The organism is Glycocaulis sp. (assembly GCF_051859565.1).
Taxonomy (GTDB): Bacteria; Pseudomonadota; Alphaproteobacteria; order Caulobacterales; family Maricaulaceae; genus Glycocaulis.
In genome coordinates this window covers 93,659-114,898 of sequence record NZ_JBHYFK010000002.1, presented here as the reverse complement: position 1 = coordinate 114,898, position 21,240 = coordinate 93,659, and the positions used below count along the sequence as shown (strand labels likewise).

The following is a 21,240-nucleotide window of genomic DNA, read 5'->3' as shown; positions in this document are numbered from 1 at the left end:
CGTTTATCCCTGCCGGTCTGCGCCGCTTGCTGCGGCAACCGCCTGTGCATCGAAATCATCGGTCAGCAGCGCCTCGCGGATGAGGCCTTCAGCATCCCTGATCTCGCGGTATTCCGCCTCGGTCAGAACACCCTTGGACACTGCCTCGTCCAGCTCTGTCTTTGCCTCTTTCAGCTTCTTCAGCAGCTCATCGCGCCGGATGATGGCGGCAAATGCGCGTTCCAGAACGGCAAGCGGGTCATCGCCTTCACCGATATAGACGCCGCGCGTCAGCCGCTCGCGGGGGCCGCCCGGCTCCAGCACACACCCCGCCACCGCATTCATCAGTTCATCAGACGGCGGGCGCCTGTGCTGTCCGAACGGGCACACGAACACCCTTAACAGAACGCGCCAGTGCAGGCCGGGGAAGTGGCGGATGGCCTCGCGCAGGCGCTGCTGGACACGATAGAGACCATCTTCAAAGCAGTAGTCGAGCAGGGGCCTGTCGGCCTCCTGACGTCCTTCCGCCTCGAACCGCTTGAGCACCGCCGACAGCAGGTAGATTTCCGAGAGTATGTCGCCGAGGCGGCCAGACAGCGCCTCCTTGCGTTTCAGTGCGCCGCCCAGAACACCCAGCGCCATCTCGGAGATCACGGCAAGGCGCACCGAGGCATGGGTGAGCTGACGGTAATAGGGCGCAAGCTCGCCTGCGCCTTCGGGGGCATGCGAAAACTGGCCAAAACTCAGCCCGTGCACGAAGGAGCGGGTGAAATTCTTGATGTCGTGCCAGATATGGGCAAACACCGCCTTGTCGAAGGCTTTGAGCCCTTCTTCCTTGTCGGGATTGCGCACCGCTTCCATCTCGTCGAGCAGATAAGGATGGCAGCGTATCGCACCCTGACCGAATATGATCAGGCTGCGCGTGAGAATATTGGCCCCTTCGACCGTAATAGCGACGGGAATGGCCTTGTAGGCCGTAGACATGTGATTGCGCGGACCTTCCATGACGAGCTTTCCGCCATGAATGTCCATCGCGTCATTGACCGCCTGACGCAGGCGCTCGGTCGCATGACACTTCATGATCGCCGACACGACGGCAGGCTTTTCGCCCTTATCAATTCCGGCTGCCGTCAGCTTGCGCGCCGCATCAATCAGGTAGGCCGTTGAGGCTATGCGCGCGAGCGGCTCGCGCACACCCTCGAAATTGCCGATTGCAAGGCCAAACTGTTCGCGCACCCGGGCGTAGGCGCCGCTCGAATACGCGGCACCGGCAGCGGCGGCACAGCTAAGCGATGGCAGGGAAATGCCCCGCCCGGCAGCCAGTGCGCCGGTCAGCATTCTCCAGCCTTTGCCGATATGATCGAGCCCGCCCAGCACCTGGTCCATCGGCACGAATACATTCTCGCCGCGCACCGGCCCGTTCTGGAAGGCCAGTCCGGACGGGATGTGACGCCGCCCCGTGTCGAGTCCCGGCGTATCGGTCGGCACGAGCGCGACCGTAATGCCAAGCTCCTCCTCGCCGCCCAGCAAACCGTCCGGATCACGCAGGCGGAAGGCAAGGCCCGCAATCGTCGCGACCGGAGCCAGCGTGATGTAGCGCTTGTCGCAGTTGATCTCGATGCCCAGCACGCGTTTCCCGTCGATCTCGCGCTCTACCACCACGCCGGTATCGGTCATGGCGCCAGCGTCTGACCCGGCCTCAATGCCGGTCAGGGCAAAGCAGGGAATATCCTCTCCGCTGGCAAGGCGTGGCAGATAGTGGGCTTTCTGCTCATCCGTCCCATACAGCATCAGCAATTCGCCCGGCCCCAGCGAGTTGGGCACCATGACGGTGACAGCCGCCGTAATGGAGCGCGTGGCAATGGTGCGCACGACCTCCGAATGCGCCAGCGCCGAGAAACCCTTGCCGCCATATTCGGTGGGAATGATCATCGCCAGGAAGCCCTCGCGGACCATCATGTCCCAGACCGGGCGGGGCAGGTCGTGCAGCTCGCTCTCGATCTGCCAGTCATCCAGCAGGGCGCATAATCGCTGAACGGGGCCGTCGATGAAGGCCTGCTCGGCCTCGGTGAGCTGTCCGGTCTCCAGCGCGTGCAAATAAGACCAGTCCGGGCGGCCGGACATGATCTGCGCGTCCCACCACACCGTGCCGGCCTCGATGGCCTCCGCTTCGGTGTCCGACATTTCGGGCATGACACCTGCATACCAGCGCATGAGAGGCTTGCTGATAAGGTTCCGGCGCCATTGGGGCATGCGCAAACTCCAATTTGCGGGGCGTCTCAGGATTGTCTCATGCGCCTTCACGCCCGTAACCAGAGCGGTGCGCGTAAGGTAACGTCTTATCCTTGCAACGCGTTGAGGTCTCACGCGTTCCCTCGTGATGACGGTCAACCTGCCTCATCCATCGCTGCGGGCTATTGCCTGGATCGCTCTGGCGGCGCTCGCGCTTGCCCTGCCCTTTATCGTGCTGCTGACAGGCGAGCGCGCCAGCGGCACCAGCTTCCTGTGGGATTTCTCCATGGGGCTGGGCTTTGGCGCACTGGCCGCGACGGGCCTGCAATTTGTGCTCACCGCCCGCTTCCAGCCGATCACCCGGCCCTATGGCATCGATATCGTCTATCTGTTCCATCGTTATTTCGCGATTGGCGCGGTGGCGCTGATGCTCGGCCATTTCGCCATACTGTATTTCTGGTTTGAGGATGCGCTGGGCGATCTGAACCCGCTCACCGCAGAGTGGGAACTGACCATGGGACGTATCGCGCTGGGCGCGTTCGTGCTGCTGGTCATTACCTCGGAATTCCGCAAGACGCTGCGCATCCCTTATGAGCTCTGGCGCTATGGCCATATCGCGCTGGCGATCATCGCATTTGGCGCAGCCGTCACCCACATTATCGGCGTTGGCCATTTCACCGCCGAGGCCGACAAGCGCATCCTCTGGCTGGGCGTTGCGGTCAGCTGGATTGGCCTGATGGTGTGGACACGGGCGATCCGCCCTTTGCGCCTGTGGCGCAATCCGTGGCGCATCGTGGAGAATATTCCGCGCGAGGGCGGGGTGCATTCCCTCGTGCTCGAACCCATGGGCCGGGGCCTGAAGAACTGGAAGCCGGGCCAGTTTGTCTGGCTGACGCTCGGCGCGTCGCCCTTCGCCCTGAAGGAGCATCCTTTCACCATCTCCACCCCGCCAGAGCATGGCCCGCAAGTGACGCTTTCCATCAAGCCGCTGGGAGATTTCAGTGAATGGGCGGTTCACACGAAACCCGGAGCCAAAGCATATCTCGACGGCCCCTATGGTGCGTTTTCTGTCGATAACGATCCCGACGCCAAAGGCTTCGTCATGATTGCCGGCGGGGTCGGCATCACGCCCATGATGAGCAATATTCACGCCCTGCAGGAGCGAGGTGATCCGCGCCCGGTCATCCTCATCTATGGCAACAAGGACTGGGAGAGCGCCCATTTCCGCCATGAGCTGGCGGAGCTGGAGGAGAAGCTGAACCTCAAAGTGGTCCATGTGCTGGAAAACCCGCCGGAGGACTGGGAGGGCGAAACCGGCTTTATCGACCGCAAGGTACTGGCAGATCATCTGCCCGAAGAGACGCGCCACTGGCCGCACTTCCTGTGCGGTCCCGGCCCGCTGACCGATGCGGCCAAGTCAGACCTCGTGGCGATGGGTGTGCCGCTGACGGCCATCGATTCTGAAATTTTCGATCTGGTTTAGGAGGCGTGCCATGAGACCCGTACTCGCCCTCACAATCGCCATCGCGCTGATTGCCTTCACGGTGGCGCTCGCCGCAGGTTTTGCCTGGCTTGTGAACAGCTAGACGCACGCCTCCAGAACCAGCACCGGCGCGCCCGTCCACAGCGTAGAGATTACTGCCGCTATCGTCACGATCACCGCCACCCGGCGCATGGTATCAGCAGACGCGCCCTCCCAGCGCCGGGCGATCCGGTTCAGCGGAAACCACAGCATGGCGCCCAGCGCGACATGGCCAAGATAGGTGACAAGCAGAAGGATGCGGTTGGCCGACAGCCCGGCGATTACCGCCTCCTCCCATCCGGCCCGGCAGCCGACCGCATGCAGCCCGTAAAGGACCGAAAAGCCTGCGGCCCAGACCGTGAAGCCTGCGACCAGCCAGATGAGGTCCGGCCCGCGCACCTTGCGAAGCGCTCCGCTCATCCCATGCCTCCCGGCGCCAGAATGATGAGAGCCAGCGCGCCGAGCCCCGTAATGGCGGTATAGAGCTGCCAGATGGCTGTGCCGCGCATATCGGCTGAGCGCATGGCCGAGACGAAGCCGAACCGGCACCGCGCCAGCGCAAAGGCCGTGAACAATATCCCCAAAAGCGCGTGCAGCATGACATATCCGATGACGGCCATCGTCACCGCCGCATAGGCATGGCTCTCCGGCGAGGGTGCGTCGAAAACCGCCAGCGCAATGAGGGCTACAAGCGCGACAAGACTAGCGATGAGCGACCCGGCCAGATGGATCACACGCGCACCCGCCCTGCCGGCCTGATTGGCGCGTCTGGCATTGAAGGCAAAACCGGAGGCGGCTGTGAGGCCGATGGCGATGGCGGCCACCAGTGCCGGGCTTGCGCCCAGAAATTCCGGCGGCGGCCAGTCCGGCGCGGTCGTCCACAAGAAGAGATAGCCAAACACCAGCGAGCCGAAGAAGGCGCCATTGGCGGCAAGGAAATATTTCAGGCCCAGCAGGGTCGGCACCGAGCTGACCACATAATGCACCGGCAGGCTGAGGCCATGCCCGGCATCGATGGGTTCAGGATCAGACTTCGCGCCCAGCGACCATAGCCAGCGCCAGCCGAACACCGTGGCGATGACGAGTCCCAGCGGCGCCACCCAGTAGGCGCTAAAAAGGAAGGCCACGAAGAACACGGCCAGCCCCGAAGCCATGAAGAAGGGCGTGTAGTCATTCTTCGGGAAGATGAGCACGTGCTCCGGCTCGCCGGTTGCCATGTCGACGCACAGCGTCTCCATCTCGCCTCGGGGTGCGCCGGGCAGATAGCCTTTCCCGGCGGCAATATCGGCGCCCAATCGCGCATTGTCTTCCAGCGGGTCACGGCCCGTCACCAGCGGCAGGGAGGCGAAATTATAGCTCGGCGCAGGCGTGGGCATCGCCCAGTCCAGCCCGGTCCCGCCCCACGGGTTGCGGCGGAAACGCCGCCCGAAGCGGGTCTGCAGCACGATGTCGACCACAAAGAGCGCAAAGCCCGCCGTCATCACGAACCCGCCAACCGAAGAGATGAGATTGGGCAAATCCCAGCCGAGCCCGCCCTCATAGGTGAAGATGCGGCGCGGCATGCCCAGCAGGCCGGTAAAGTGCATGATGAGGAAGGTGCCGTGGAAGCCCAGGAAGATCAGCCAGAAAGCGGCTTTGGACACCTGGAAGACCGGCAGGCGCCCCGTCATCAGTGGCAGCCAGTAATAGGCGGCCGCCAGCATCGGGAACACGAACCCGCCAATCAAAACGTAATGCAGATGGGCAACCACGAAATGCGTGTCATGGGCCTGCCAGTTGAACGGTACCAGAGCCAGCATCACGCCGGTCAGCCCGCCGAGGATAAAGACCGAAAAGAACCCCATCAGGTAGAGCATGGGCAGGGTCATTTGCGGGCGCCCGCGCATCAGGGTGGCGATCCAGGCAAAGACCTGCACCGCCGTTGGCACCGCCACCAGCATGGAGGCCGCCGAGAAGAAGGCGAGCGCCAGATGGGGTATCCCCACCGTGAACATGTGGTGGACCCATAGCCCGAAGCTTAAGAATGCCAGCGCGATGATGGCCGCCACGATCCACGCATAGCCGACGATTTTCGTACGCGCGAAAACGGGAATGAGGGTGGAGACTGCCCCGGCGGCCGGCAGGAAGATGATGTAGACCTCAGGGTGACCGAACAGCCAGAACAGGTGCTGCCACAGAAGGGGCGCGCCGCCACGCTCAGGGTCGAAGAAGGGCCAGTTGAAGGCGCGCTCTATCTCCAGCAAGACGCTGCCAAGAATGAGCGGCGGGAAGGCGATGAGCATCATCGCCGCCGTCACCAGCAGATACCAGGCCATGAGCGGCATGCGCGAGAGCGCCATGCCTGCGGTGCGTACTTTCAGGATCGTGACCACGATCTCCACCGCCGCGCAGATGGCCGATATTTCCACGAAGGTGACGCCCAATAGCCAGACATCGGCATTGATACCCGGCGTGTAGGTAGCAGAGGCCAGCGGGGTGTACATGAACCAGCCGCTATCGGGCGCCACGCCCATCAGCATCGATACAAGGATGATGGTCGCACCGAACAGATAGCACCAGTATCCGAAGGCCGAGAGGCGTGGATAGGCAAGATCGCGCGCCCCCAGGATTTTCGGGAGGAGATAGAGCGCCACCCCCTCGATCAGGGGAATGGCAAACAGGAACATCATCACCGTGCCGTGCATGGTGAAAATCTGGTTGTAGGCATCAGCCCCCAGGAAGGGGTTTTCGGGCCGGGCGAGCTGGGCGCGGATCAGCATGGCCAGAAGCCCGCCAATAGCGAAATAGATGAAGGCCGTGATGATGAAGCGGCGGCCTACGACGGTGTGATTGACCGCCGACAGCGCGGCGATCCCCTTGGGTGCGCGCCATATGGCATCAAGGGCCCGGTGCAGGCCGACAGGTGTGTTTGCGCTCATGGCTGGCCCTGCCCCGCGAGTTCTGCCGTCAGTGCTGCCTCGAATTCGCCGGGCGCATGCGCGACGATCTGGAAGCGCATGGTGGCATGCTCCAGCCCGCAGAACTCCGCGCACATGCCCTCATAGACACCCGGCTCGGAGGCGAGAATCCGCAGCGTATTGGTCGTGCCGGGTATGGCGTCGATCTTGCCGGCAAGGCGCGGCACCCAGAAAGCGTGAATGACATCGAGCGAGGTGATGGCAACGTCCACCGGCTCACCGGCCGGTATGTGCAATACTTCTGCCGTCATACCCTCCCGGTCCGGATAGCGGAAATTCCAGCCCCACTGGAAGGCTTCGGCCTCCACCGTGTAGACTTGCGCCCCGCGCCCTGCCAGCATGGACTGGCCGGCAGGCAGTCCCCAGGCCAGAAGCGCAGCCAGCACCACCAGCGGAAAACCGAGCCCCCCGGCCCACAGCCACAGCTTTTCGGGAACCTCGCGCGGCTGATGCCGTTTGAAGAAGGGCCACAGTATCAGGCCCATCATAAGGGCAAGGATCAGCAATGATCCTGCCATCATCACCCACCACACGCCTGCAATGGACTGCGCGGCGGGCCCGGCGGGATCGAGCGTAGACAGAGCGCCTTCGCACCCGATGAGCGCAGGGGCCATCAAGAGGGGAAACACGCCATGGCGAGCACGGACACACGCAAGGACGAGGTGTTTCACAATCCCTCTGCCGCCGATCCGGCCTATCACGACCTCGACAGCCGTATCGCGCTGGCCGGCCATCCCATCCACGCCATGCTGGTCGCCTTCCCGATTGCCGGCAGTTTCGCGCTCGCCTTCTGCGATGTCGCCTTCTGGTGGACGGGTGATCTGTTCTGGGCGCGTGCCGCCCTCTGGGCCAGTGGTGGCGGCTTTGCCATGGGCTGCCTCGCCGCGCTCGCCGGAGCCGCCGAGCTCTTGCTGGTGCCGGGCGTGCGCCGCCGCGCCGCGGCCTGGAGCCATGCCGTCGCCGCCATGGTGCTGCTGGGCGTGATGGCCGCGAGCTGGTCGCTGCGCCTGCAACAGGGCACAGACGCCATCCTGCCCTGGGGCCTGATGCTCAGCTGGCTGGCGCTGGGTCTGGTCGCGATTGCCGGATGGCATGGCGGCAAGCTGGTGTTTGAACATCAGGTCGGTGTCTCCCTGCCAGAGGAAGAGGATCCGGCGCTGGGTCCCTCGGACACGAGCGGCAACTCCTCGCCCTGACCCTCCAGCAGCCAGCCGGGCATCCAGCTTTCAGGGATGGAGGGGCGGCCGAGCACCAGCGTCAGTACTGCCAGAATGGTCACAATCGCGCCCACGAGAAGCGCCGCGCGTTTCCAGCTGGCCGGGCGGGCATCGGGCGATTCCAGCTGGTCGAGCACGCGGCCAATGAGCATGTGGACACCGACCATGCCGGCGACGGCAACCAGTTTGAGAAACAGCCAGTCATCGGCCACGACAAAGAAGATCAGCGCCGTTCCCGTCGCAATGGCCAGAACCGCCGCTGGCGAGACGAGCGCATCATAGGCAAAGCGGGAGAAATGGTGCAGGCGCACGACCGCAGCCCGGCTGGCCATTTCGTCATCGCGGCGCAAAAGTGCGGGCAACGCTATCAGCCCGCCAGCCCATATGGCGATGGCGATGATGTGGACGGACTTGAGCGCTATCAGCATCACCGCCCGGCATGCTCCCCGCTACGGGAGAGCGCCGCCGCCGCGGCCAGTCCAATCGCTATCAGATAGGGCAATACGCCCGGCACCCACATGATGAGGCCCGCCAGCTGCTGGTCCTCCAGCGCGGTGAGGCCCCACGCCGCCGTCGTCACAGCGTGCGGCGCGTAAAGCGGATCAGGAGCAAAGGCGATGAGCGCGCCGAGCAGCCCCATCTGGGCGGCAAACCCTGCCAGCGTACCGGCGGTGGCAACGATATCGCTCCAGCGCGCCATGAGTGCGCTCCAGAACCAGACAGCACTGCCCAGCAAGGTCAGCTGCATCAGCCAGTATATGCCGTCATGGCCGAGCGCCGCCGTATAGGGCGCGGGCGCGTGCCAGAACCAGAAGAGCACTGCGTGCACGATGGCGGCGGGGCCAAGCCATCCCGAAAGCTGCCGGGCACCCAGGCCATAAGCCAGCAGCGGCGCAAGCACCGCAACCAGTATGAGATGGTTCACCGCCCGCATGGAAAACAGAGCCACGCTCATCGCGCAGAGCGGGGTCACGAACAGGGCGAAGGCAAGCAGCCACGCGCTCAGCAGCGCCGGATTGCGCTTTCTCGCCTGTATACCACGCCGAACAGCCAGCGCGCCGCCTGCGGCAGCTAGGACAATCAGGGCCGCAATCAGCCACGGATCACCATTCCATGCCGACCAGAGGCCGTCCGGCCGGGCTGGCGGACCGCAATAGGCTGCTGACTGACCGCTCACCATAAGGGTCATACTGGCATGCCTGATGAATGTTGGGATAGGAGCATCCCGCCCTCCTGCCCGGTCTGCATACACTCAGATCAACCCGCGCCGCGCCCGATGGTTCCGGCCCTGCACGCAGCCAGGCCGGAACGATTACCGTCCAGACCTGTTTTCCGGGTGCCCGTCTCCTTGAGCCTCCGGCATGCCAGCAAGGAAGGAACGGCACCTTTCAGGGTTTCTTCACCGATAGATGGAGATCACATGTCTGTTTTTATTAAAATATTTGGAGTAGTGCTGGTTCTTGCCGGCCTCGCCCTGTCCTGGTCGCCTATACCTCTTGGTATCGTCCTTATCCCCATCGGGCTGGCGATGATCGTGGCGACATCGAAGACCGCGCGCAAATGGTTGCACCGGCGCCGGGAAAATAATCCCAAGTTTGATCGCTGGATGAAAAAGATGGAAGGCAAGGTGCCTGAACGGTTTTCCAAACCCCTACGGCGTACCGATGCGGACAGTGGCACCGGAAATGATAAAGGCTGAACGCTTTACCTCCCGCACATGACCGCGCATAACGGCGCTCAGACAATTGCGGGAGTTCAAGCCTGACCATGAAGCGCGTTCTTATTACCGGCACGGCGGGCTTTATCGGCTTTCATCTGGCGCGCCTGCTGCTGGAAGAGGGCCATCAGGTTCACGGCTATGACGCTCTGACCGATTATTACGACGTCACCCTGAAACAGGCCCGCCACCGCATTCTGGAAGGCATGCCGGGCTTCAGCAAAACCGAAGCCCTGCTGGAGGATGCGGATACACTGTTTCAGGCCGCGCGCGATTTTGCGCCCGACGTGATCGTCCACCTCGCCGCGCAGGCCGGGGTCCGCTACAGCCTTGAAAATCCGCGTGCCTATATCGAGGCCAATATTGTCGGCACGTTCAACGTGATGGAGATCGCGCGCGAGCTGAAAGTCTCCCACCTTCTCATGGCCTCCACCTCCTCGGCCTATGGCGCGAACGAGGAGATGCCATTTAAGGAAACCGACAAGGCCGACACGCCGCTGACCATGTATGCGGCGACCAAGAAGGCCAATGAGGTGATGGCCCATTCCTACGCCCATTTATGGGATCTGCCGACCACCATGTTCCGCTTCTTCACGGTCTACGGCCCGTGGATGCGCCCTGATCTGGCCCCGTTCAAGTTTGCCGATGCCATTCTCGCGGGCCGGCCGATCGACATCTACAATCATGGCGAGATGTACCGGGACTTCACCTACGTGGAGGATCTGGTGCGCGGCATCCGGCTTTTGATGGACGCCGTGCCGGTGCGCCCCGCCAGCAGTGCGGACATCGCGCCGGGCGACTCTCTTAGCCCCGCCGCACCCTTCCGCATCGTCAATATCGGCAACTCCAGCAAGGTGAAACTGGCGGACTTTGTCGATATTATCGAGGCAGAGCTCGGGGTGAAGGCGATCCGCAATTACATGGATATGCAGCCCGGCGATGTACCCGCCACCTGGGCCGATGCCAGCCTGTTACAGAGCCTGACCGGCTATCGCCCGCAGACCGAATTCCGCGATGGCATCGCCAAATTCGTCAGCTGGTTCCGCGAGTACTACGTTCGCTGAAGCGCGCGCAAATCCTCTTCGATCGCCCAGAGCCGGTCCTGACCCCAATGGGCGGGAAGATTGTTCACCCGGAAGCTGGGCACGCCCCACAGGCCCGCCTCCAGCATGGCGGCGCGATTACCTTCAGCCTTCTCCCGCCAGCTTTCATCCGCCAGTGCCGTATGCATCGCCGCTGCAGGGATACCTGCGCGCGCGCTGAGCTTTTCAAGCCCCTGATCGCTGCCAGCATCGATGCCTTCTGCAAACACGCCGCGCAGGAAGGAATAGAGGAAGTCGGCCCCCTTGCCCTGATCCATGGCGGCAAACAGCACGGCAAGGCCGCGTTCAACCGGCGCCCCCACCGGATCAGACACCTTGCCGAAAGGCAGACCGAGGCGTTCTGCCTCCCGCTTGGTATCGCGCATGATGTAGAGACGTTTTGCCAGTGGCACAGGCAATCCGCGCATCACCATGGGCAGGACAGGGCGCAGGCGCAGCTCCGCCCCCGTCACATCCGCCAACGCTCTCAGGCGCGGTATCGCAATATAGGTATAGGGACTGCGCAAGGACACGAACGCCTCGATCACCGTCCCGGCAGGCGCTTTTCGCGCCTCCAGACGCACCTCGCGCCTTTCGGTGAAGCGCACCCCGCCGGGACGTATCCGGGCCAGCCGGTCTTCGAGATAGGGCAGGCGGTCGAGCCCCCAATACCACTCACCCTCAAATTGGAACATGCCGCCCAGATAATGCCCGCGCCGCGCCCCCGCCCCACGCGCCAATGCCGCGCGGGCATCGCTGTCGGACAACGGAATGGCAGACGCCTTGCCGGTCCTGAAGCCACGCTCAATGGCGCTGGAAATGGCGGAGAATACGGTCGCGTCACGGATCCCCGCCAGCGCCGCCTGCGCGCGCGACAGCAATTCGGCTGACGGCGCCGAGGTGAAACTTGCCTCCATCCCCAGCCCTTCGGCCAGTGTGCGCGCATCGCGCAGGGACCAGCCCGCCAGACGTTGCGCATCGGGCGCGGCAGCGGTGTCCGGCGGCGGGACGATATAGGGGATCACTCTTGCCCCCCAGACGGCCTCCAGATGCGGCAGGGCGCGCGCGGCGAGCGCCGAGTAGGGATCGTCCACCTCATGGAAATAGCGCACCACAGGCCGCGAGAGATTGAGCCGCCGCCGCACCGCGGCCAGGCCGCGCCGGGCTGAGCGCAGTGTTGAGCTGGTCACGATCTGCGGGACCAGCGTTTTCATGGCTTTACCAGCTCCTGCCCGGCCTTTTGCAGCTTGGAGAGGTCTGGAAGGGGCGGAATGGAAAGGCCCTTCAGGACCGCCGGGCGCTGTTCCAGCCGCGCTTTCCAGTCCAGCAGATGGTCAAACCCGTCCAGTGGCACACCGGCCCAGAAATGCCCAAACACCCAAGGGAAGCAGGCAATGTCGGCGATGGAGTATTCATCGCCCGCCAGATAGGGCGCCTCGGCGAGGCGCGTATTCATCACCTCGTAATGGCGGCGCGTCTCGCCCTGATAGCGTTCAATGGCGAGGGGGATTTTCTCCGGCAGATAGCGGAAGAAGACATTTGCCTGCCCCTGCATCGGCCCCAGCCCGCCTACCTGCCAGAACAGCCACTGGATGGCGCGCGAGCGGCCTTCGGCGTCCTGAGGCAGGAGTTTGCCGGTCTTTTCGGCCAGATGCATCAGGATAGCGCCGGATTCAAATATCGCCCGCCCGCCCTCGTCGTGGTCGACCAGCGCCGGGATGCGGCCATTGGGATTGATCTTCAGATAGTCCGGCGCTTTCTGCTCGCCCTTTAGAAGCTGCAGCACATGCACCTGATAGGGCAGGCCCAGCTCCTCCAGCGCGATGGAGATTTTCCAGCCATTGGGCGTCGGCGCGGTGTAAAGCTCCAGCATGGCCTAATCCTCGTAAGCGGCCAGAAGGCCGTGATCGCCCAGCAGTTCACGCACGTGTCCGCGATCCGTTTCGCGAAGGGCATCAATCGCGGCCTTGGTGGCAAGGCGGGTGTCCTCCACCGGCTTGCGGGTCATCATCCGCACTTCCTGCCCGCTGGAGATCGTGAAGTACGAGGACTTCTCACCGGCTTTCAGCGCCGCCCGGTTGGCGATCATGTAGGGCACGAAACCGCCGGCCATCAGGCTGAAAAGACCGGACATGCCGTCTGGCAGCGCATCACCGGCGAGCCAGCCTTCGCCCTCGTCCTGGCGCTCCCAGACTTTATCCGTCCAGTCCAGCATGGCGGGAGCCGCGTTAGCCACGAAATTGCGCGCGTAATCATCGGCGGCAAAATGCGCCTTCATGGCGCCGAGCAGGCCCAGATCGGCCATGGAGAGGCGTTGGCCAAACAGGCCGCCATCCTTGCCGACAAGCCCTGCACATTGCTGCAGGAAGCCCGCAAACTCGGCGCGCAGATCCTCCTGATACTCCGGCCCCGCGCCCATTACGGTCATCGCCTTGCGGCCCCAGGGCTGGATGAAGGCAGCTGTGGCGGCGACCTGCGCTTCCTCCTGCTCCGTCAGTGGACGCTCATGCGTGCCGCCACCCATATCCATGGCGATCTTGCGCGCGCAGATGGCCGCATCCTCATCATCGATCCAGCGCAGGTGCAGCGCGGCACGCGTGAACCATTCATCGATCCAGTCATCCATGAGGCGGCAGGCGATGTGTTGCACGGGGTTTGCCGGGATGACCGGATGGGCGGGAAAGCGCGCGTGCAAGAGCTCGATAATGTAGGTGGAATCGTGGATCACCCACCCTTCAGGCGTTTCCACGACCGGGATCAGATGCGTGCCGGAGCGCGCTTCCAGCCGGGCGCTGACATCGGGCGATTTCGGCCGCGCTGCATGGGGAATGCGCATATAGCGCAGCGCCGCTTCCACCTTGCGGGTGAAGTAGGACGGGTCGGCTCCGTAGACGATATACTCACCCGGCATCATGGCATTTCACTCCCTGAATATTTTTATGCGCGGCGCAGCGCGCCGTGCTTGAGTACGGCAATCAGCGTGTCCGCATAGCGTTCTGCCGTATCCGGATCCGACAATTCCATACCTGCCAGCGCGCGCGCATTGGCGCTCTGCGCAAACGGGCCAATGGCCGCATTGGTCGACAGCATGAAGAGGAAATGCGGGTCAAAGGCGTGCGCGCGCCCTGCCTCTCTTAGCTGGAAGAAGGGCTCCAGCGTGAAAGTATAGGCCGGGCGCAAATGCTGCTCGACCAGCCTCTCATAGCGTTCCCCGCCCGCCAACCCTGCCTGCATGACAAAGGCCGCCAGCCAAGGGATGCGCGAGGCCGTCAGCACGGTGGCGCGCACCTGCGCCTCCATGCGGGCGCGCGGGTTATTCATATCCACCTTTGCCAGCGCCTGCAGCATCGCGTCATTCATCTGGCCAAACAGGTCTGCCGCCGCCGCATCCCACAGATCATCCTTGCTGCCGAAGAAATGCCGGATCACGGCGTGGGCGAGCCCGGCATCGGCCGCGATATCGCGAAGCGAAGCGCCCTCGAAACCGTGACGGGCAAAGCGGGCCGCCGCCGCATCGAGAATCCGGCGGCGCTGCTCATCCGGCGCAATCTTGGCCGGACGGCCCGGACGGGCAGGCGTTGCGGACGGATTTGCAGGCAGGTCAGGCATCGCGTTTCAGATTCCGTTGGACAGGAGCCGCTAATATTTTTACAACTGTATATTAATGAGCTTGCACGACGAGGCAAGCCTGTAAAACGGGGAGGCGGTATCCATGCCCAACAGCACTCCTGGCCGGGTCATACTGGCCGCAGGCGCGGCGCTTGCCGTGCTGGCTGCGGCAGGCTTCTGGGCGTTCGACCGCTATTTCATCTATCTGCCAGGTCTGGTGCAGGACATCCGCAACCCGATAGGCCCCAATCGGGCAGTGGACTGGCAGCGCGGACCAGATACGGCTCCTGAGGGTGAGCGCGCGCCCAATATCATTCTCATCGTTGCCGATGATCTGGGCTGGAATGACATCACCCTGCATGGCGGGGTGGCGGGCGGGACGGTGCCGACACCCAATATCGACCGCATCGCGCGGGCGGGCGTGCAGCTGACCAATGCCTATGCCGCCAGCGGCACATGCGCACCGTCACGCGCAGCGCTGATGACCGGACGCTATCCCGCCCGCACCGGCTTTGAGTTTACCCCCACCCCGCCCGGCATGACGCAAGTGATCCGCCATGTTGAGCGCGGCCAGACAGAGCGCCGCCCCTTCCTGGTGCGCGAGGCGGGCCGGGAAATGCCGGAATTTGCCGATATGGGTCTGCCGGCCGGGGAGGTGACCATAGCCGAAATGCTGTCCGGCGCGGGCTATCACACAATGCATATCGGCAAATGGCATCTGGGCAATACGAACGGGTCCGACCCGCTGGGGCAGGGCTTTGATGAAAGCCTGGAGCTGGCCGGCCTCCTCTACGCGCCAGCCGGTTCGCCGGACGTTGTCGAGGCCCGGCAGGATTTCGATCCCATAGATCAGGTTTACTGGGCCATTGGCCGGGCCGCCGTGACGCACAACAACTCGGCGCGCTTCGCGCCGGACGGCTATCTGACCGACTATTTCACCCGCGAGGCGGTGGAGGCCATCGAGGCCAACCGCAACCGGCCCTTCTTCCTCTATCTGGCGCACTGGGCGCCCCACTCGCCCCTGCAGGCCACGCGTGAGGATTATGACGCCCTCGCCCATATCGAGGATCACCCCTTGCGGGTCTATGCCGCCATGATCCGCGCGCTGGACCGGGGCATTGGCGAGGTGCTGGACGCGCTGGAAGCCAATGGTATCGCCGATAACACCATCATCGCCTTCACCTCCGATAATGGCGGCGCGCACTATATCGGCCTGCCGGACATCAACGCGCCCTATCGGGGCTGGAAGGCGACCTTCTTTGGCGGCGGCATCCGCGTGCCCACCTTCGTCAGCTGGCCGGGCGTTATCGAACCCGGCACCGAAATGTCGGGCCTTGCCCAGCATATCGACTTCGCGCCGACGCTGGCCAGCTTTGGCGGCGCTGCCATCCCTTCAGACCGGATAATCGACGGGGTGGACCTGACCCCCTTCCTGACCGGCGAGGCAGAAGGCGAGCCGCGCGAGACGCTGTTCTGGCGCAGCGGCCATTATGAAGCGGTGATCCACCGGGGCTGGAAGCTGCAACGCACACAGCGCCCTGAACGCGTCTGGCTGTTCGACCTTTCCAATGACCCCGAAGAGCGCAACGACCTCTCCGCCGCCGAGCCGCAGCGCGTGGCCGCGCTGGCCGCTCTTCTGGATGAGCACGCACAAGGCCTCGCCGAGCCGTTATGGCCTTCGATTGCAGAAATGCCTGTCAGTATCGACCAGCCACTCGGCCGGGCCGAGAGCGAGGATGACGAGTATGTCTACTGGCCCAATTAAACGCGTCCTTGCCGCACTGTGCCTTGCGGGTGCGCTCAGCACACCAGCATCCGGCGATGAGCGGCCCAACATATTGCTCGTTATTCTCGACGATATAGGATTTACCGATCTGGGCGCCTATGGCAGCGAGATAGCAACACCCAATATGGACGCGCTGGCGGCGCGTGGCGCGCAGTTCACCAATTTTCACGTTGCGCCCACCTGTGCGCCGACGCGTGCCATGCTGTTGACCGGCGCAGACAGTCACCGTACCGGCATCCCCACCCTCGAACACATGGTCATCCCCGAGTATCAGGGCCAGTTCGGCCATGAGGGCGAGCTCAATACCGCTGTTGCCACCATCGCCGAGCATTTGCAGGCGTCAGGCTATCAGGCCTTCATCACCGGCAAATGGCATCTGGGACGTTCCCCCACCGCCCTGCCCGCCGCACGCGGCTTTGACCGCAGCTTCATCCTGGACTCCTCCGGCGCCGATAACTGGGAGCACCGCACCTATCTGCCCCACTATACCCGCGCCGAATGGTGGGAGGATTTCGAGCCCGTGCTTGAATTTACCCACGAGCACTATTCGTCGGAGTTTCTCACCAACCGGCTGATTGACTATATCGGCGAAGGCGACCCGGACCGGCCTTTCCTGGCCGTGCTATCCCTGCAGGCCAACCACATACCCCTGCAGGCGCCGCGCGAATTCACCGAGCGCTATGCGGGCCGCTATGATGCGGGCTGGGACGTGCTGCGCGAGGAACGCCGCCGCGCCGCCATCGCGTTGGGGCTGGTCCCTGAAAGTACGCAGCTGGCGGAGCAACCGCCGGCCTTGCGCGATTGGGGCAGCCTCTCCCGGCGCGAGCGCGAGTTTGCCATTGCCAGCCGCGAAGTAGCCGCCGGCATGCTGGAAGCGGCAGACCATCATGTCGGACGGCTTCTGTACTGGCTGGAGGCGCAAGGCCAGCTGGAGAACACGCTGGTCATCGTGCTGTCTGACAATGGCCCGGAATATAATCACCCCACCGATAACCGCGCCTTTGCCATGTGGCTGGCCGTGCAGGGCTATTCACGCAACCCGGGAAATCTCGGCGAACAGGGCACCTACGCCTTTATCGGCCCGGAATGGGCGACCGCCTCTGCCTCACCGCTCTCCTTGTTCAAGTTTCACGCAGGCGAAGGCGGCGTACGCGTGCCCCTCATCGTCGCAGGGCCGGGGGTTGAGACCCTTGGCCTTGTCTCCGGCTTCAGCTTTGTCACCGACATCGCCCCGACCCTGCTGGACATGGCAGGCGCCCGTCCGCTTGTCGGACGCGAACCGATAACCGGACGCTCGCTCATGCCAGTGCTGACCGGGCAGTCGGACACGGTCTACGGGCCGGACGATGCCGTGGGCCTTGAAATGTCGGGCATGTCGGCCCTCTGGCGCGGCGACTGGAAGCTGGCACGCAGCATGCCGCCTTTCGGCGACGAGCAGTGGCGGCTGTTCAACCTGGCCACTGATCCGGGCGAAGCCCACGATCTTGCGGCCTCAGAGCCGGAAATTCTGGCATCCATGATGGAGGCCTATGCCGCCTATGAGGCACGTGTGGGCGTAATCCCGGTGCCAGAGGGCTTCAATGCCGCCGAACGCATCGCGGCGCTGGGCTGGAAAGCCTTCCTCGACCAGCACGGGCTGATGCTCGCCGGTATCGGCCTTCTTTTCGTGATGCTATTGGGGGGCGGGGTAATCCTCGTAGTACGCCGCCAGCGCTGATCAGTCCGGCGCTGGTCCACGCCAGATCGTGCGGAAGCCCAGATGCTCGGTGGAAAAGCGCTCATCGCCCGGCTGGCGCGCCGCCGGACGGTAGCGATGGCAATAGCTGTCCGAGCACAGGAATGACCCGCCCTTGATGACGCGGAAGCCCGGCTGCTCCCATTCGTCCTGCGTCCATTCCCAGACATTGCCCGCCATGTCGTAGAGCCCGTACCCGTTGGGCGCATAGCAGCCCACGGGGGCAAGACCGGCGTGACCGTCCGCGCCGCTGTCCTGCACCGGAAACGCGCCCTGCCAGTGATTGGCCATATAGGCCCCGTCCGGGCGCATCTCGTCGCCCCAGACATAAGGCGCACCATCAATGCCGCCGCGCGCGGCATGCTCCCATTCGGCTTCGCCGGGCAGATCATGGCCGCGCCAGCGCGCATAGGCCAGCGCATCCTCGTAGGCGATCTGGACCACGGGCCAGCTATCGCGGCCCTCAATCGTGCTGGAGCGCCCCTGTGGCTGCCGCCAGCTCGCGCGCGGATCAAACCGCCACCAGGTGCGGATATCCGACCAGTCGCGCACCTGCACGCCGGGGCCAAACACGCCGCCCCCGCCCGCATCCGGGCCTTCGCGCTCAGCCAGCGTCACATAGCCCGTCGCCTCCACGAAGGCGGCGAACTCGCCATTGGTGACCTCGTGAATGCCGATCCAGAAGCCGTCCACGTCCGCGGTGCGCACCGGGCGCTCTTCAGGGAAGAAGTCCTCCGATCCCAGCTGGACTGTGCCGGCCGGCACCCAGACCATGCCCGATGCCAGCGCGGCGGGGTCCGGAAGCGTCACAGGCAGGCAGGCCTCGATAGCCGGTTCATCGCTGCAAGCGGCAAGGCTCGCCATCCCGGACAGCACCACCGCCAGACCCAGCCCCTTGTTCTTCATCCGGAAAATTCCCCCAACACCCGCCAACCCGACTTGCGAGCCAATCGCAATCCATAAAGAAATTCTCTACTTCGCGCGTGCAGCATAAACCCGGACTATACCGCCAATCAGGATAATCGATTTAATTTCGCACGCCCCGCTTGATAGAGATAGCCTACCGGGCGCTGGGCACGCCCTCATGCACGTTGCGCGTCTGCCCCTCAAGACACGCCACCACGATGGGAGATTTTCACATGGACGGAAACGAAGCGAAGATGGCGGGCAAATGCCCCGTCATGCACGGCAGCATTACCGCCAGGAGCAGCTCGGTTACCTCGTGGTGGCCGGAAGCACTCAATTTCGACATCCTGCATCAGCACGACACCAAAACCAATCCGCTTGGGAAAGGCTTCAACTATCGCGAGGAACTCAAAAAGCTCGACGTCGAAGCCCTGAAGAAAGATCTGCATGCCCTCATGACGGACAGCCAGGACTGGTGGCCAGCCGACTGGGGCCATTATGGCGGACTGATGGTGCGCATGGCCTGGCACGCAGCCGGCTCCTATCGCATGTCGGATGGCCGCGGCGGCGGGGGTACCGGCAATCAGCGCTTTGCCCCGCTGAATTCCTGGCCGGATAATGTCAGCCTGGACAAGGCCCGCCGCCTGCTCTGGCCGATCAAGAAGAAGTACGGCAACAAGATCAGCTGGGCGGACCTGATGATCCTGGCCGGCAATATCGCCTATGAATCCATGGGGCTGAAAACCTTCGGCTTCGCTTTCGGCCGCGAGGATATCTGGCACCCCGAGAATGACATCAACTGGGGCTCGGAAACCGAATGGCTGGCCAAGCAACGCTATGAAAGCGACGATGAAACCTCCCTGCACAAGACGCTCGCCGCCGTGCAGATGGGCCTCATCTACGTCAATCCGGAAGGGGTGAACGGCAAGCCGGACCCGATGAAGACCGCGCAGGCGGTCCGCGTCACCTTCGAGCGTATGGCGATGGATGACGAGGAAACCGCCGCCCTTACCGCCGGTGGCCACACCGTCGGCAAGGCCCACGGCAATGGTGACGCATCGACGATTGGCCCGGACCCGGAAGCTGTCGGCGTTGAGGCGCAAGGCTTTGGCTGGGCCAATGCCGGCGGCACGGGCTTTGGCCGCGACACCATCACCAGCGGCATTGAAGGCGCCTGGACGACCCATCCGACCAAGTTCGACATGGGCTATTTCGACATGCTGCTCGACCATGAGTGGGAGCTGACCAAGAGCCCGGCCGGCGCATGGCAGTGGAAGCCGGTCGAGATCGCAGAAGAGGACATGCCGGTGGATGTGGAGGACCCGTCCGTCCGCACCATGCCGATGATGACCGATGCGGACATGGCGATGAAGGTGGACCCCACCTACCGCAAGATCATCGAGAAGTTCCGCGCCGATCCGGAATACTTCCGCGACACCTTCGCCCGCGCCTGGTTCAAGCTGACCCACCGCGATATGGGCCCGAAAGTGCGCTATATCGGTCCGGACGTGCCGCAAGAGGACCTGATCTGGCAGGATCCCATCCCGGCCGGCCCGACCGGCTATGATGTGAAGGCCGTGAAGGCGAAGATCGCCGCCAGCGGGCTTTCTATCGCCGAAATGGTCTCCACCGCCTGGGACAGTGCCCGCACCTATCGCGGCTCTGACATGCGCGGCGGCGCCAATGGCGCGCGCATCCGCCTTGCCCCCCAGAAAGACTGGGAAGGCAATGAGCCAGGGCGTCTGGCCAAGGTTCTCTCGGTGCTCGAACCGATCGCGAAGGAAACCGGTGCCAGCCTTGCAGACGTGATCGTGCTGGCCGGCAATGTCGGCATCGAGCAGGCGGCCAAGGCGGCAGGCGTCAGCATCGAAGTGCCCTTCGCACCGGGCCGCGGCGATGCCTCGGCTGAGCAGACTGACGCCAAGAGCTTTGAACCGCTCGAACCCATCCATGACGGCTTCCGCAACTGGCTGAAGGGCAAGTTTGACACCAAGCCGATGGAATTGCTGATCGACCGCAGTCAGCTCATGGGCCTGACTGCCCCTGAAATGACCGTGCTCGTGGGCGGTATGCGCGTGCTCGGCACCAATCATGGCGGCACTAGCCACGGCGTATTCACCGACCGGCCCGGACAGCTGACCAATGACTTCTTCGCTCATCTGGTCGACATGTCGAACCGCTGGGAGAAGAAGGGGGATGGCAGCTATGCGGTGATCGACCGCAAGACGGGCAAGGAAAAGTTCTCCGCTACCGAGGTCGACCTGACCTTCGGTTCGAACTCGATCCTTCGCGCCTATGCGGAAGTCTACGCTCAGGACGACAGCAAGGAGAAGTTCGTCAAAGACTTCGTGGCGGCCTGGACCAAGGTGATGAACGCCGACAGGTTTGATCTGGCCGCTTAAGAGAGCCAGATCTGACTGAACACCAGCGCCCGGATGCTTCCCGCATCCGGGCGTTTCTTTTTCCCGCTCCAAGGCTTGATCCCTGCCAAGGCTCCG

Annotated in this window: 18 protein-coding genes; 7 read left to right on the top strand and 11 right to left on the bottom strand. The window is 63.6% G+C overall.

Annotated elements, in window-relative coordinates:
• Positions 1-3: 3 nt before the first annotated feature.
• Positions 4-2,232 (bottom strand): acyl-CoA dehydrogenase, encoded by a 2,229-nt coding sequence (locus ACTIGC_RS03085; protein WP_439633022.1) that lies wholly within the window; start codon positions 2,230-2,232, stop codon positions 4-6.
• A 127-nt stretch (positions 2,233-2,359) separates the two neighbouring features.
• On the opposite strand from ACTIGC_RS03085, the gene ACTIGC_RS03080 reads away from it, so the two are divergent.
• Positions 2,360-3,694, top strand: a complete 1,335-nt coding sequence (locus ACTIGC_RS03080) for a ferredoxin reductase family protein (RefSeq protein ID WP_439633021.1) — start codon at positions 2,360-2,362, stop codon at positions 3,692-3,694.
• Positions 3,695-3,793: 99 nt separating this feature from the next.
• Here the strand turns inward: ACTIGC_RS03080 and ACTIGC_RS03075 are convergent, their stop codons facing one another.
• The 3 genes from ACTIGC_RS03075 to coxB are packed head-to-tail and all read right to left on the bottom strand — an operon-like array spanning position 3,794 to position 7,304.
• Positions 3,794-4,153, bottom strand: coding sequence for a hypothetical protein (locus tag ACTIGC_RS03075; protein ID WP_439633020.1), 360 nt, complete (start codon positions 4,151-4,153; stop codon positions 3,794-3,796).
• Positions 4,150-6,651, bottom strand: a complete 2,502-nt coding sequence (ctaD, locus tag ACTIGC_RS03070; RefSeq protein ID WP_439633019.1) for a cytochrome c oxidase subunit I — start codon at positions 6,649-6,651, stop codon at positions 4,150-4,152. The genes ACTIGC_RS03075 and ctaD overlap by 4 nt, the downstream gene beginning before the upstream one ends.
• A complete protein-coding gene (gene coxB, locus ACTIGC_RS03065) occupies positions 6,648-7,304 on the bottom strand; it encodes a cytochrome c oxidase subunit II (RefSeq protein ID WP_439633018.1) in 657 nt (218 codons plus the stop codon). Before coxB ends, ctaD begins: the two co-directional genes overlap by 4 nt.
• An 18-nt stretch (positions 7,305-7,322) precedes the next feature.
• On the opposite strand from coxB, the gene ACTIGC_RS03060 reads away from it, so the two are divergent.
• Entirely contained in the window at positions 7,323-7,886 is a 564-nt protein-coding gene (locus tag ACTIGC_RS03060) for a DUF2231 domain-containing protein (protein WP_439633017.1), read from the top strand.
• Here ACTIGC_RS03060 and ACTIGC_RS03055 read toward each other — a convergent pair.
• Together ACTIGC_RS03055 and ACTIGC_RS03050 are read right to left on the bottom strand one after the other, a co-directional pair.
• Positions 7,808-8,335 carry a CopD family protein gene (locus ACTIGC_RS03055; protein ID WP_439633016.1) on the bottom strand — a complete coding sequence of 176 codons (528 nt, stop codon included), beginning with the start codon at positions 8,333-8,335 and terminating at the stop codon, positions 7,808-7,810. The two genes, ACTIGC_RS03060 and ACTIGC_RS03055, sit on opposite strands and share 79 nt — an antisense overlap.
• On the bottom strand, positions 8,335-9,096 hold the full coding sequence (locus ACTIGC_RS03050; RefSeq protein WP_439633015.1) for a cytochrome c oxidase assembly protein: 762 nt from the start codon (positions 9,094-9,096) through the stop codon (positions 8,335-8,337). Before ACTIGC_RS03050 ends, ACTIGC_RS03055 begins: the two co-directional genes overlap by 1 nt.
• 231 nt (positions 9,097-9,327) lie before the next feature.
• Between ACTIGC_RS03050 and ACTIGC_RS03045 the strand changes: the two genes are divergently transcribed.
• A complete protein-coding gene (locus ACTIGC_RS03045) occupies positions 9,328-9,606 on the top strand; it encodes a hypothetical protein (protein ID WP_439633014.1) in 279 nt (92 codons plus the stop codon).
• 68 nt (positions 9,607-9,674) lie between these two features.
• Positions 9,675-10,688: a GDP-mannose 4,6-dehydratase gene (locus ACTIGC_RS03040; RefSeq protein WP_439633013.1), complete on the top strand. Its 1,014-nt coding sequence runs from the start codon at positions 9,675-9,677 to the stop codon at positions 10,686-10,688.
• On the opposite strand, the gene ACTIGC_RS03035 is transcribed toward ACTIGC_RS03040, so the two are convergent.
• From ACTIGC_RS03035 to ACTIGC_RS03020, 4 genes are read right to left on the bottom strand one after another with little or no spacing between them, the layout of a single operon-like run.
• Complete coding sequence (locus tag ACTIGC_RS03035) at positions 10,676-11,920, bottom strand: 2-hydroxychromene-2-carboxylate isomerase (protein ID WP_439633012.1); 1,245 nt, start codon at positions 11,918-11,920, stop codon at positions 10,676-10,678. The genes ACTIGC_RS03040 and ACTIGC_RS03035 overlap by 13 nt on opposite strands.
• On the bottom strand, positions 11,917-12,579 hold the full coding sequence (locus ACTIGC_RS03030; RefSeq protein WP_439633011.1) for a glutathione S-transferase family protein: 663 nt from the start codon (positions 12,577-12,579) through the stop codon (positions 11,917-11,919). Before ACTIGC_RS03030 ends, ACTIGC_RS03035 begins: the two co-directional genes overlap by 4 nt.
• A gap of 3 nt (positions 12,580-12,582) precedes the next feature.
• A complete protein-coding gene (locus ACTIGC_RS03025; protein WP_439633010.1) occupies positions 12,583-13,620 on the bottom strand; it encodes a glutathione S-transferase N-terminal domain-containing protein in 1,038 nt (345 codons plus the stop codon).
• Positions 13,621-13,643: 23 nt separating this feature from the next.
• Positions 13,644-14,315 carry a TetR/AcrR family transcriptional regulator gene (locus tag ACTIGC_RS03020; RefSeq protein ID WP_439633009.1) on the bottom strand — a complete coding sequence of 224 codons (672 nt, stop codon included), beginning with the start codon at positions 14,313-14,315 and terminating at the stop codon, positions 13,644-13,646.
• A gap of 103 nt (positions 14,316-14,418) precedes the next feature.
• Here ACTIGC_RS03020 and ACTIGC_RS03015 point away from each other — a divergent pair, with 103 nt between their 5' ends.
• Together ACTIGC_RS03015 and ACTIGC_RS03010 are read left to right on the top strand one after the other, a co-directional pair.
• Positions 14,419-16,080, top strand: a complete 1,662-nt coding sequence (locus ACTIGC_RS03015) for a sulfatase (protein ID WP_439633008.1) — start codon at positions 14,419-14,421, stop codon at positions 16,078-16,080.
• A complete protein-coding gene (locus tag ACTIGC_RS03010; protein WP_439633007.1) occupies positions 16,061-17,818 on the top strand; it encodes a sulfatase-like hydrolase/transferase in 1,758 nt (585 codons plus the stop codon). Before ACTIGC_RS03015 ends, ACTIGC_RS03010 begins: the two co-directional genes overlap by 20 nt.
• Here ACTIGC_RS03010 and ACTIGC_RS03005 read toward each other — a convergent pair whose 3' ends face one another.
• Complete coding sequence (locus ACTIGC_RS03005; protein WP_439633339.1) at positions 17,819-18,700, bottom strand: formylglycine-generating enzyme family protein; 882 nt, start codon at positions 18,698-18,700, stop codon at positions 17,819-17,821.
• Positions 18,701-18,975: 275 nt separating this feature from the next.
• On the opposite strand from ACTIGC_RS03005, the gene katG reads away from it, so the two are divergent.
• Entirely contained in the window at positions 18,976-21,144 is a 2,169-nt protein-coding gene (katG, locus tag ACTIGC_RS03000) for a catalase/peroxidase HPI (protein WP_439633006.1), read from the top strand.
• The last annotated feature ends 96 nt before the right edge of the window (positions 21,145-21,240 follow it).

What these genes read in the sequence shown, in the direction of transcription:
- ACTIGC_RS03085 (WP_439633022.1), bottom strand. Translation starts at nt 2,232, where the DNA reads ATGCCCCAATGGCGCCGGAACCTTATCAGCAAGCCTCTCATGCGCTGG.
- ACTIGC_RS03080 (WP_439633021.1), top strand. Translation starts at nt 2,360, where the DNA reads ATGACGGTCAACCTGCCTCATCCATCGCTGCGGGCTATTGCCTGGATC.
- ACTIGC_RS03075 (WP_439633020.1), bottom strand. Translation starts at nt 4,153, where the DNA reads ATGAGCGGAGCGCTTCGCAAGGTGCGCGGGCCGGACCTCATCTGGCTG.
- ctaD (WP_439633019.1), bottom strand. Translation starts at nt 6,651, where the DNA reads ATGAGCGCAAACACACCTGTCGGCCTGCACCGGGCCCTTGATGCCATA.
- coxB (WP_439633018.1), bottom strand. Translation starts at nt 7,304, where the DNA reads ATGGCCCCTGCGCTCATCGGGTGCGAAGGCGCTCTGTCTACGCTCGAT.
- ACTIGC_RS03060 (WP_439633017.1), top strand. Translation starts at nt 7,323, where the DNA reads ATGGCGAGCACGGACACACGCAAGGACGAGGTGTTTCACAATCCCTCT.
- ACTIGC_RS03055 (WP_439633016.1), bottom strand. Translation starts at nt 8,335, where the DNA reads ATGCTGATAGCGCTCAAGTCCGTCCACATCATCGCCATCGCCATATGG.
- ACTIGC_RS03050 (WP_439633015.1), bottom strand. Translation starts at nt 9,096, where the DNA reads ATGACCCTTATGGTGAGCGGTCAGTCAGCAGCCTATTGCGGTCCGCCA.
- ACTIGC_RS03045 (WP_439633014.1), top strand. Translation starts at nt 9,328, where the DNA reads ATGTCTGTTTTTATTAAAATATTTGGAGTAGTGCTGGTTCTTGCCGGC.
- ACTIGC_RS03040 (WP_439633013.1), top strand. Translation starts at nt 9,675, where the DNA reads ATGAAGCGCGTTCTTATTACCGGCACGGCGGGCTTTATCGGCTTTCAT.
- ACTIGC_RS03035 (WP_439633012.1), bottom strand. Translation starts at nt 11,920, where the DNA reads ATGAAAACGCTGGTCCCGCAGATCGTGACCAGCTCAACACTGCGCTCA.
- ACTIGC_RS03030 (WP_439633011.1), bottom strand. Translation starts at nt 12,579, where the DNA reads ATGCTGGAGCTTTACACCGCGCCGACGCCCAATGGCTGGAAAATCTCC.
- ACTIGC_RS03025 (WP_439633010.1), bottom strand. Translation starts at nt 13,620, where the DNA reads ATGATGCCGGGTGAGTATATCGTCTACGGAGCCGACCCGTCCTACTTC.
- ACTIGC_RS03020 (WP_439633009.1), bottom strand. Translation starts at nt 14,315, where the DNA reads ATGCCTGACCTGCCTGCAAATCCGTCCGCAACGCCTGCCCGTCCGGGC.
- ACTIGC_RS03015 (WP_439633008.1), top strand. Translation starts at nt 14,419, where the DNA reads ATGCCCAACAGCACTCCTGGCCGGGTCATACTGGCCGCAGGCGCGGCG.
- ACTIGC_RS03010 (WP_439633007.1), top strand. Translation starts at nt 16,061, where the DNA reads ATGTCTACTGGCCCAATTAAACGCGTCCTTGCCGCACTGTGCCTTGCG.
- ACTIGC_RS03005 (WP_439633339.1), bottom strand. Translation starts at nt 18,700, where the DNA reads ATGGCGAGCCTTGCCGCTTGCAGCGATGAACCGGCTATCGAGGCCTGC.
- katG (WP_439633006.1), top strand. Translation starts at nt 18,976, where the DNA reads ATGGACGGAAACGAAGCGAAGATGGCGGGCAAATGCCCCGTCATGCAC.